This is a genomic window from Hoskinsella mucinilytica (genome assembly GCF_045223415.1).
GTDB classification, from domain to species: Bacteria; Bacillota_I; Bacilli_A; order Erysipelotrichales; family Erysipelotrichaceae; genus Hoskinsella; species Hoskinsella mucinilytica.
In genome coordinates, this window is record NZ_JBEQZJ010000069.1 from 1 (window position 1) to 11069 (window position 11069).

11 protein-coding genes and 1 riboswitch are annotated in these 11069 nt (G+C 35.6%); of the genes, 3 read left to right on the forward strand and 8 right to left on the reverse strand.

The genetic code is table 11. From position 1 onward, the window contains the following. Positions 1 to 32: 32 nt before the first annotated feature. The 3 genes from UGRO018_RS16800 to UGRO018_RS16810 all read right to left on the reverse strand — a co-directional run bounded on the left by UGRO018_RS16800 (position 33) and on the right by UGRO018_RS16810 (position 3378). A complete protein-coding gene (locus tag UGRO018_RS16800) occupies positions 33 to 782 on the reverse strand; it encodes an esterase family protein (protein ID WP_416327667.1) in 750 nt (249 codons plus the stop codon). Then, entirely contained in the window at positions 779 to 1978 is a 1200-nt protein-coding gene (locus UGRO018_RS16805) for an ATP-grasp domain-containing protein (RefSeq protein ID WP_416327668.1), read from the reverse strand. Before UGRO018_RS16805 ends, UGRO018_RS16800 begins: the two co-directional genes overlap by 4 nt. A gap of 98 nt (positions 1979 to 2076) precedes the next feature. Further along, positions 2077 to 3378, reverse strand: coding sequence for a polysaccharide deacetylase family protein (locus tag UGRO018_RS16810; protein WP_416327669.1), 1302 nt, complete (start codon positions 3376 to 3378; stop codon positions 2077 to 2079). Positions 3379 to 3504: 126 nt separating this feature from the next. Here UGRO018_RS16810 and typA point away from each other — a divergent pair, with 126 nt between their 5' ends. Beyond that, positions 3505 to 5340, forward strand: a complete 1836-nt coding sequence (gene typA / locus UGRO018_RS16815; protein WP_416327670.1) for a translational GTPase TypA — start codon at positions 3505 to 3507, stop codon at positions 5338 to 5340. 62 nt (positions 5341 to 5402) lie between these two features. On the opposite strand, the gene UGRO018_RS16820 is transcribed toward typA, so the two are convergent. Further along, on the reverse strand, positions 5403 to 5795 hold the full coding sequence (locus tag UGRO018_RS16820; protein WP_416327671.1) for a hypothetical protein: 393 nt from the start codon (positions 5793 to 5795) through the stop codon (positions 5403 to 5405). Between the two features lie 146 nt (positions 5796 to 5941). Between UGRO018_RS16820 and UGRO018_RS16825 the strand changes: the two genes are divergently transcribed. Together UGRO018_RS16825 and UGRO018_RS16830 are read left to right on the forward strand one after the other, a co-directional pair. Continuing rightward, on the forward strand, positions 5942 to 6364 hold the full coding sequence (locus UGRO018_RS16825) for a hypothetical protein (protein WP_416327672.1): 423 nt from the start codon (positions 5942 to 5944) through the stop codon (positions 6362 to 6364). Between the two features lie 39 nt (positions 6365 to 6403). Next, a riboswitch (FMN riboswitch) is annotated at positions 6404 to 6520 on the forward strand. 91 nt (positions 6521 to 6611) lie between these two features. Beyond that, entirely contained in the window at positions 6612 to 7232 is a 621-nt protein-coding gene (locus UGRO018_RS16830) for an ECF transporter S component (RefSeq protein ID WP_416327673.1), read from the forward strand. 7 nt (positions 7233 to 7239) lie between these two features. On the opposite strand, the gene UGRO018_RS16835 is transcribed toward UGRO018_RS16830, so the two are convergent. From UGRO018_RS16835 to UGRO018_RS16850, 4 genes are all read right to left on the reverse strand, one after another. After that, positions 7240 to 7974, reverse strand: coding sequence for an ABC transporter permease (locus UGRO018_RS16835; RefSeq protein ID WP_416327674.1), 735 nt, complete (start codon positions 7972 to 7974; stop codon positions 7240 to 7242). Between the two features lies 1 nt (position 7975). After that, positions 7976 to 8518, reverse strand: a complete 543-nt coding sequence (locus UGRO018_RS16840) for an SOS response-associated peptidase (protein WP_416327675.1) — start codon at positions 8516 to 8518, stop codon at positions 7976 to 7978. 24 nt (positions 8519 to 8542) lie between these two features. Next, positions 8543 to 10054: a tetratricopeptide repeat protein gene (locus UGRO018_RS16845; RefSeq protein ID WP_416327676.1), complete on the reverse strand. Its 1512-nt coding sequence runs from the start codon at positions 10052 to 10054 to the stop codon at positions 8543 to 8545. A gap of 72 nt (positions 10055 to 10126) precedes the next feature. Then, the gene (locus UGRO018_RS16850) at positions 10127 to 10969 is read right to left on the reverse strand and encodes a putative manganese transporter (protein WP_416327677.1); all 843 of its coding nucleotides are present in this window, start codon (positions 10967 to 10969) and stop codon (positions 10127 to 10129) included. Between the last annotated feature and the right edge of the window lie 100 nt (positions 10970 to 11069).

Consider the following 11069-nt stretch of genomic DNA (forward strand, 5'->3'; position numbering starts at 1 on the left):
TAAGAAAAGCCTGAATTACTTCAGGCTCTGTTCTATACCACAAATTGAAGGAAATAGTCGATTTGTTTTTTCCACCAATACCAATCATGAGAAACGTCGTATCCCCAATAATCCACCCATACATCAATATGCTTGTCCTCAAATATCTGTTGCATTTGATGAAGACTATATTCCATTTCCTGTTCCCAAGCTCCTCGCCCGCAACAAAGAATGATCTCAGACTTATGGTAAAGTTCCATAAAAGGATGATCCATAGGCATATTTGGCATATAATCACTTGGTGAATTTAAATAAGTTAATTCATCATGGTAATCATGGAAGAAGAAGTCCGCATGATAAATTCCGGACATTGCGATACACTTATCAAAGATATCCGGTCTACGTAACAGAAAGTTCAATGCGTGAAAAGCACCCAACGAACATCCACATGTCATGATCCCCGTAGGTTGTGTTTTTTCTGTTTTTGCAATCTCATATATTCTTGGGACCAACTCATCTACGATATAATGTACATAACGCTCGTGCTGTTCCATGCGTTCTCTTGGGTTTCCTGCTTCATTGCTCCAAGTTTCTTTATCAATAGAATCACAACAGAAAAACTGAACTCGCCCACTGTCAATATATTCTTTAGCTGCATCGATCATTCCAAAGTTTTCAAAATCATAAAAACGCCCATCCTGTGCTGGAAAAACCAAACAAGGCTTGCCTGATTCACCATATACTTTAAATTCCATATCACGATTTAATTCATGAGAATACTCCTTATAATATTCGATCTTCATAAAGTTTCCTCCTTTTGTACATAGGATATAAAATCCCGTACCTGCTCCATACTTTCAAAACGTGCAATCAACATTTCATCGCCCATGGCATCTCGCCAAACCTTTGGTAAGATCTCATGCATCACCAGATTCTGCTCATATGTTTTCAATATATCATCGATATCATGAACATAAGATTTATGAAACTTACGTGAAGCATACACACAATGATAAGGTGCCGGCTTCATCAATCGCTTTGTATTTGGATCACTGATCATATCTGCCCATATTTGATAGGCATCTATTTCAAAGGCATAGTCTATCATATCTGCACTATACCCTCCAGGTACACGCATATTGACCTCTAATCCGGCTATATCTCCCTGTTTTCCAATTCCTTGATGATCCCTTGCCAAACGGAAAAATTCAAGATGAAACCATCTTCCCTTTGCTTTAAATGCCTTTAAAACAGCTTTTCCTGCTTTACGAAGATCAGATGGTATGTTACGTTCACTATAATAAGCAAGATGATCTTGACGATGAACGATTTCCATGATGCCTGTGGGAAATACATGAGAAGCTTCCAGTATCACTTTTCCATTTGTATCAACAATCCCATCATAAGAAACAATACTACCCTCGATAAACTGTTCCACCACAAATTGACTAGGATCATTCGATTCCTTAAAAAACGCTTCAACATCACCTTGATGTTCAAATTTATACGTTTTTTGTGCACCAACACCTTCTCTTGGTTTTGCAATACAAGGAAAGCCATATACTTTCGTAAAGGCTAATACCTGATCAAAAGATGTTACCTCAATCAAAGCAGCGACAGGAATATGGGCCTTTCGATAGCCTTGTTTCATGAGTGCCTTACTTTTGACCATTTCTACCTCATTTTCCTGATAACCGCTGGTGATATGAAAATCAGTTCTCAATCGAGCATCCATTCTCATCCAGTATTCATTATTTGACTCTAGCCAGTCAATTTTACCATATTTGTATGAGAAAAAAGCGACAGCCTGAAACATCTGCTCGTAATCATTCATATCTGCAACAAAATAATATTCCTGCAAAGCATGTTTACATTCATAGGATAAGGAATCATATGGTTGATCCCCTATACCAAGCACATTGATTCCGTTGATTCTAAGACTTTCACAAAACTTCCAGTAATTTTCAGGAAAGTGAGGGGATATAAAGATAAAGTTCATAGATACCCCAGCTTTCTGTTTTATTTATTATAACATACTTTATCAATTTTGTGTATTTATTTGAATTTTTAAACGCTTACAAACAAAAAGAAAAGGGACTATCTCCCTTTTGTTTCATAAAGCTGAGATACTGTCACCAATTGATATCCAGCATCTTGTAGCTTTGGAATAACGATACGTGCGGCTTGAGCGCTAGATGCATATAAATCATGCATTAAAATGATATCACCATCCTTGACCTCTTTCAAAATGCGCTCTACTACGATTTTAGCATCTCGATCCTTCCAATCTCTTGTATCCAATGTCCATGTAACTACTTTTGCATCATTGGCACATTGCAATACCAAATCATTTTTACTACCATAAGGCGGTCTTAATACTTGAGGATAGGTATGCGTGATCTGATAAATACATTCCTTCGTTTCTTTTATTTCTTCTTCAATTCCTTCTTTTGATAAGGTCGTTAATTGTTTATGAGAAAAAGTATGATTCCCGATTTCATTTCCTTCTAATACCATTCGCTGTAATAAGTCAGGTGCATTTTCTGCATTACTGCCTAATACAAAAAAGGTAGCACTGGCATTATACTCTTTCAAAGCATCTAAAATACTTGCCGTATATTTTTTACTAGGTCCATCATCAAAGGTCAAAGCAACCATCGGTTTGTCCTTATCTATCGGCTTTACGTTTTCATTTAAAACTTGATCATATGGCACAAAGGCACTTGTTGCTTCTGGCTCCATATCCATATAATCACTCACATCACTATACATAATTTCCATACTGGCACTTTGATCAAATAATCTACCTGATGGAAAATAAAAAACGATTCGATCCTTCTTTAACACAAATTGGGAGAAATTTTCTAAAGCTGCAGATGTATGTGCTTTAAAATCTGCTTGATCACATTCTTGAGGAAAACGCTCTTTGAAATAACTTTGTGCTTTCTCACTTATCATATTAAGATATTCTCCATGCATGACATCATCTAAAGAAACAAAGTGTTTTTCTTTACTATCATAAATCAGGGTCACAATGTCCTCTTTATTTTGATATATACTTTCATATAGATATAGTAATATGGATATATAACGATCATCCTTAACATATGATTCATAGGTGACGTTATATTCAGCCTTGCGTTTCTCTTTATATTCCTTAGTTCTTTCATCAAACTCTTTTTGTCTGTCATGAACGATAGAAGCTACTTTCGTATCCAGCTCTTCTATTTCTGTTTTCGGATATAAAATACTATATACACTATGTTCCTTATAGCCAAGCTCCTGCACACTTTCTCCGACCTCCTGATGTGGATTGTTTTTCTTTTTGAATGTGATATGAGAACAACCGCACAACAATAGCAGGCACAAGAAAGGGCATACAATCTTTTTTAATTTCATTGCTCATCACCTTTTCTCTCTAGTATAGTGAAAAAGAAGTGAAAATAATGCATAAATATGCGAAAAAAGTTGTTATTATGGCAATTTCGTTATATTATTATAATTGGTCTAAAAGGTGGAATAAATATGAGCGAAAAAGAAAAAATTATAAATATAGCGGTCATTGCCCACGTAGATGCAGGAAAATCTACCCTTGTAGATGCTTTCCTTCGTCAAAGTGATGTATTTCGCAGCAATGAAGAAGTAGTCGACTGTGTCATGGACAGCAATGATCTAGAACGTGAAAGAGGAATCACCATTTACTCTAAAAACTGTTCTGTGATTCATGATGGTGTGAAAATTAATATTGTAGATACTCCGGGCCATGCGGATTTCTCCAGTGAAGTAGAACGTATCATTAAGACCGTTGATACTGTTATCTTATTGGTAGACTCTAGCGAAGGTCCAATGCCTCAAACACGTTTTGTTTTGAGTAAATCATTGGAAATGGGACTACGTCCAATTCTTTTGATCAATAAAATTGATAAAAAAGATGCACGTCCTGAAGAAGTAGTTGATGAGGTTTATGACCTATTCTTGGATCTGAATGCCACAGATGAGCAGTTAGATTTCCCTATTCTTTATGGCGTAGCGAAACAAGGAATGGTTCAATATGATCTGAATACACCAAGTGATTCCATCGAACCATTGTTTAAAACAATTTTAAAACACTGTGAGGTTTATCCTGATATGGATGAAGAACCTTTACAGATGCAGGTTTCTGCATTAGCCTATGATGAATATATCGGTCGTCTTGGTATCGGACGTATTTATCAGGGTGTGTTAAAGGCACAAGAACAAATCGTTGTTTGTGATTCCTTTGGTAACAAACGTAATAAAGCAACAAGCCAAATATTCGTATATCGTGGATTGAGTCGTGTATCCGTACAAGAAGCTCACGCAGGCGATATCGTTGTTGTCGCAGGTATTGCAGATATTTCTATTGGAGAAACCTTATGTGAAAAGGACAAAGAAATTCCACTACCAAGCATTCAAATCGAAGAACCGACCTTAAGTATGAATTTTATCGTCAATAAATCCCCATTTGCAGGAAAAAGCGGTAAATTCGTAACAAGTCGAAATCTAAAAGAACGTTTAGAAAAAGAATTAGAGGTTAATGTTGGTCTGAAAGTAGAACCTACAGATAGTGGTGATTGCTTCAAAGTAAGTGGTCGTGGTGAGTTACATATCTCAGTTCTTTTGGAACAGATGCGTCGTGAAGGCTATGAAGTAGCAGTATCCAAACCTGAGGTCATCTTACATAAAGATGAAAATGGTAAAACCGTAGAGCCGGTAGAAGAAGTAGTCGCAATTGCTCCTGAAGAATATTCGGGAACCATTATCAATAAATTGAATCTAAGAAAAGGTACGATGATCGATATGGTAGAAGAAAATGGCTATGTTCGTATCACATATGAAGCTCCTACACGTGGTTTATTAGGATATCGTAGTGAATTTATCAATGATACTCGTGGTGAAGGAACGCTTGTACGTCGTATCAAAGGATATACTCCATATAAAGGAGATATTCAACAACGTGCCAACGGTGCAATGATTTCTACCGAAACAGGTGGAGCTATGACTTATGCATTATGGAACCTACAGGAAAGAGGAACCTTATTCATCTCTCCTCAGACTGAGGTCTATGAAGGTATGATCATTGGTGAATCAGCTAGAACTATTGATATGGATGTCAATCCATTGAAAAATAAAAAGCTGACAGCTATTCGTTCTTCTGGAAATGATGAAGCTATGCGTTTGACTCCTCCAAGAATCATGTCTTTGGAAGAAGCATTGGAATGGATCAATGATGATGAGCTAGTGGAAATCACACCGGATTTTATCCGTCTTCGTAAAAAGGGATTGACACAACAAGATCGTAAACAATATTATAGAGAGCGCATTTCATCAGAAGAAATATAAGAGCAAAGCTTCCCATTCGGAAGCTTTTTTCATAAGAAAAACCTGAACATGATGCCCAGGTTTTAAGATTTTCCATCAAATTTTGTATGACATTTCGGACAGGTAACGGTAATTTCTCCCTTTCCTTTTGGTACACGTAATTGTTGTTTGCAATGAGGACACTTCAAATATTTATGAGTTTTACGATCTCTCCAGCGATTTTTCCAGCTTTTGAAACGTGAAGTCACTGGATATGTCATACGAAGAAACTTTGTGTTTTCTCCTGAACGTTTGTATACATTACGACTGAACATTCTCCAATAACTTAAAATCAACAATAGAATAGAAACATAAGACACATAAGGTATCTGAAATATCATGGCTACCACCATGATCACAATCGCCAGAATCAACAAAAAGAAATTCAGTTGATCAACACCATAGCGCCCACGCATAAAGTTCTGAAACCATTTCATGAATAAAACTCCCTTCACTTGTGGGATATTATATCATGTTTTATATCACTTTTCTATGCTATCGACTGATTTCCTTTTATTTCACACATTGTAGGAATGGCTGTTAAAATATGCTATGATAAAGAAAAGAAAGAAGGAAGGAAGTTATGATGACAATAAAACTTTTGATGGTATGTAATAATGGTTGTTCCTCAAGTGTTGCGGCACAAAATTTACAAAAACAAATAGATCATGCCTCTCTTCCTTATGAAGTTATCGTTCATAGTAAAGCTTTTTATCTCACCTTCCCTTTTCATTTAGAGCCATATGATATCATCTTACTTTGTCCTCAAACTTATCATGAGTTATTAATGTTGGAAAAAGACAAATTGCCTGATATTCCTATCTATATGATTCCACCAAAAATATTTGTACAGATGTCTTATAGCGTGCTATTACAAGATATTGAAGACATACTTTTGCTTTATCAAAGTACACATCAAAACCCGATTCATTTCCCAGGAGAAGAGCATTATATGTCCAATCGCAGAAGCATTAGCTATCGTGATTTCATAAAACAAAAAGTATAATGATTGACATATTCTGAATTTGTGATAGGATATACATGACAAAAACTTCAGGGTCGGGTGAAATTCCCAATCGGCGGTAAACCCCGCAAGCCAAAATGGCATGAACCGTGTGAAATTCCGGTGGCGACAGTATAGTCTGGATGGAAGAAGTATTGTGTTTTTCTTATTGTGTCCCTAAAGGTTTTGTTGAAAACCTTTTTTATTTGTTAAAATGAAAAAGGCTGACGTAAAAAGAGGAGGAATGTATATGTCAGCAAGTATTTCAACAAAAAGCAGAAACAGGATGAGTGTCAACACCATCGCAAAAGTCAGCATTCTAGGAGCCTTGGCCTTTCTGGTCATGTTATTTGAGATTCCGCTACCTTTTGCCCCAAGCTTTTATAAATTGGGATTTGATGAAGTTGTCGTTTTGATTGGAGGATTCGCACTAGGTCCATGGGCTGCTGTGTGTATTGAAGCTTTAAAGATCGCATTGAATTTATTGTTTAATGGTACTATTACGGCAGGAACAGGAGAATTGAGCAATTTCTTGATTGGATTGTCACTTGTATTACCGGCAACGATGATTTATCAACAAAACAAATCCAGAAAGAACGCCTTGATTGGATTGATCGTTGGTACCATCACGATGACCATTCTTGGCACGATGATCAATTATTTTATCATTCTACCAGCTTATTCTTATTTTATGAAAATCCCTATGGAAGGCTTAATCAGTATGGGTACTGTGATCAATCCAAATATCAATGGTTTATTCACCTTTGTTCTATTAACGACAGCCCCATTCAATTTATTGAAAGGTGTTGTTGTATCCTTGGTTGTCTTTATCTTTTATAAAAAGGTATCTCCTATCCTAAAAAAACAATAAAAGTCCATCATCGGACTTTTTCTTTTTTATACATTACTAAATGCAATATCATTTCTATGATCAACAACAATAAAATGATCCATCCTGTCCATGCAAATACACCAGTCATATCCATAGAAATTTTACATAAATTCATTTGTCTACCTATTCCAAAAGGGGTTTGACCCAAAATTTCGGCCATGACACCTACCTTAAACCCAAGTGATATACCAGAAGAGATTGAAGCAAACACAGCTGCCTGTAGCAAGGGAAGATAAATTTTTCTGATCTGATAACTTTGCTTTTCTGGATAAATTTGAATGACCTTGATCAAATCCTTATCGATGTGTGCAAATCCTTCGGATAGATTTGCGTACATGATCGGAAATAAAATTAAAAAAGTAATGATTGCGGAACTTTTTTCCCTACCAAACCATAGCAATATAATGATAATATAGGATACATTGGGTATACTTCTTGTTAATAAAAGGATTGGATAAAACAATTCTTCAAATACTTTAGAACGATAGGAATACCAAGCACACACCATAGCGGCAAAAAGAGCGCATATCAAGCCAAACACTGCACGGATAAATGTAGATGCTATTGCAAGATAAAACGTCTCAGAACGAAGCTGAGACACCATCAGACGAAACACATCAATAGGATAAGGCATAATAATATCATTTCCTGTCTGAACTGCCAGTATCTCCCATATCAACAATAAAATAAATACCGCTGATATACTTCGAAATTTTCGCATACTACTCCTCCAGTCGAAAACCTAAATTCTCATTATCTACAGCAAATTCACAATCACCTGACAGATATCTTTGAATATCCTGTTCATGAACGATCAAAGGTGTGCGGTGATGTATATGTTTCATTTCTTTTTCCGCTTCTCCGGTCACAATGACAAATTCCTCTTGATCATTATAAATACCTGCTAGATAAAATAATGGTTCTTCTTTTTCATAAATAAAGATTTTTTTCTTATTCTTCCACTCATAGAATCCATTACATGGTATCAGACATCGATGTGCCAACATTGGTAAAAAAGTTTTTTTCTGATCGATTCCCTCATTTCTAGCATTGATCATCAAAGCTCCTTTATAGTTTTTTATTCCCCACTTCATCGTTTTTACTACATAATCATTTTGATCTTCATCTTCTAATAAAACAAGAGCATTTTGAGAAGGAAACACTTCTTGTGAAGCAAAATTAAAAATACTCATTTGACTGATTTTCTTTTTTAATTTAGCAAATGCAAGATTATCCTCCAATGCAAAATAATATCTACCACACATAGACAGACCTCCTTTTTCTTTAGTCTATCCTTTCGCTTTTTCTTTATTCAATACTTGCTTTAATATGACGATTTGCTCCTTGATCCAATCATCATTTTGTCCATGAGCAAACGCATATTCATATTCTTCTAATGCCCTTGCATCCTCGTTCATACCCTGATAAGTTTCGCCGAAAACAGATGCAAGCCATCCATCCATACGACCAAGCTTTTTCGCTTTATTCAAGTATTCAAGAGCTTGTTCATAATTCTGTTTACGCAAATAACACCATCCGATCATAGATGCATGCATTGCGCTATCCGGATTCATTTCATAAGCACGCTCAAAATAAGATAATGCATAATCATAATTTCTCAATTGAGCATAGTCCCAACCAAGTTCCCCATAATTCCATTCATCAGCACCAAATTCTTCAATGCGTTTGTTTAAAACATCTATGGCCTCTTGTTCTTTTCCACATCGACCAAGATTCCAAGCATATAAATCTTGCATTTCCTTACCCTTTTCACCAAGAGAAAGGCATCGCTCACATGCGTTAGCCGCTAATTCGTATTGATTTAAATCACTATAGCATCTTGCATAATGATATTGCATCCATAAATTATTTGGATACTCTTTACTTGCTCGATCAAGATATTCCAATTTCTTTTCAAAATCTTGTTCTTTATGTGCAATCCATATCATTTCTTGCCAGACCCATTCACGATCAGCTTGATCATCTCGCTTTAATGCTTTTTCGTAATACTCTAACGCCACATCATATTCATGAATACTTTCCCCTTTTTGATGAAGTTGAGCATATACATCTCCAAGCAAGGTTCGAATGCCTGTGTCATCACGTCCACATGCCAATGCATATTCTAAATGAGATAAAGCTTCTTTAAAATTCTTCATTTCAAAATAAGCAGATCCCATTTCGAAATGTTTCCATGCCTCATATTGTGGATTACATTCTTTTTGAAGACATTCTATTACCTTTTCATAGTCTGCCACGGTCTTATAAAAGTGTACCAAATCAAAAATAGAATCATCACTTGGTTGTAATAAATAACATTTTTTAAAATATTCTTCCGCAACATCATACTTTTCCATAGCTAAATATGTATATGCTGCTTGAGCCAAAAGCCAAACATTGTTTTCATCATCCATTAAGGCGTCTTCAAAACAGTTGATTGCTTTATCATATTCACGCATTTCTTTATAGCACCAACCCATTTCACCATGAAGCCATGGTTCATCAAAGCCCAAATCAAATGCCTCATGAATCGCATGAAGTCCTTCGTCAAGATTACCTAAACGATCATTTGCATATGCAATCTGTGAAAACATCCAACCATCTCCTGGAAATAGCTGAAGTCCTTTTTTTAAGCATATGATTGCTTCTTCATATCGTTCCATCTGGTTTAAGATCCATCCCATGTTGGCATAATAAAATGGATCTTCCAAAGCATAGATATGATTTTTTTCTAAAAGGATACGAGCATCCTCATATCTCTTTTCTTGTATCAATTGTTCAAATTCTTCTTTGTAATCCATATCTGCACCACCTTTTTAGTTATTATACTATACTTTGCAAAAGAACAAAATAAAAACCGACTCAATTCGGTTTTATTGAAAAAACTGTAATAGCATTCCTGAAATCGCAGCACTTAAAAATAAGATACTTAGAATACGGATGATATCCTTTTTATTATCATACATTCGAAGTAACACCAACAAACCAAGTCCTGCACTTGTAATCAAGCCGGCTGTTAAGGAGCCAAAACTAATGACAGAATCCATGTAGAGCTGTGCTAAGATCACGCTAGCAGCGCAATTAGGAATGAACCCAACAAGAGCAGCTAATATAGGTTGGAATATTGAGCCATCTACCAAAAGATAAGCTAATGTATCTTCGCCGATATAGTAAATAAAGAAAGATAATAATAAATTGACCAAGAACACAAAGATAAAGATCTTGATGGTATGAATAAAAGCAATGTATAAAATACCATGGTGTGCTTCTTCTTTTTCACAATCAGCATGTATGTCTTTTAAAGGATGATTTTTTCTAAGATGATGATTTTTCACTAAGGAATCTACAAGATATCCAACTAAAATTGCAATTACCAACTTTACCAAAATAACATTGATCAAGGTTGTAAACTGTTCAGGGCGAGAAACCAAGATGGGAATCGCTTCATCACTTGTGGATATAAACACAGCAAGTAAAGTACCTAGTGTGATGGTACCGTTTAAATATAATCCACTTGCAATCACGGAAAAACCACATTGAGGAATCACACCGAAAGCAGCACCGATAACAGGTCCTAATTTTTTGGCCTTTTCTAATCCTCTTCGAAAGTGTTCATTACCTTTATGTTCGAGATATTCCATCAACAAATAAGTAAAAAACAAAAAAGGAAGCATTGGTATGGCATCATGTAAAACATCTTCCATTAATTCCATCATATAGATTTCTCCTTTCTTCAACATAGTATAGAATATTACCACAAATCATATATTTATTCCAGTGATATACAAATTGAAATACAACATGGTTATGATAATG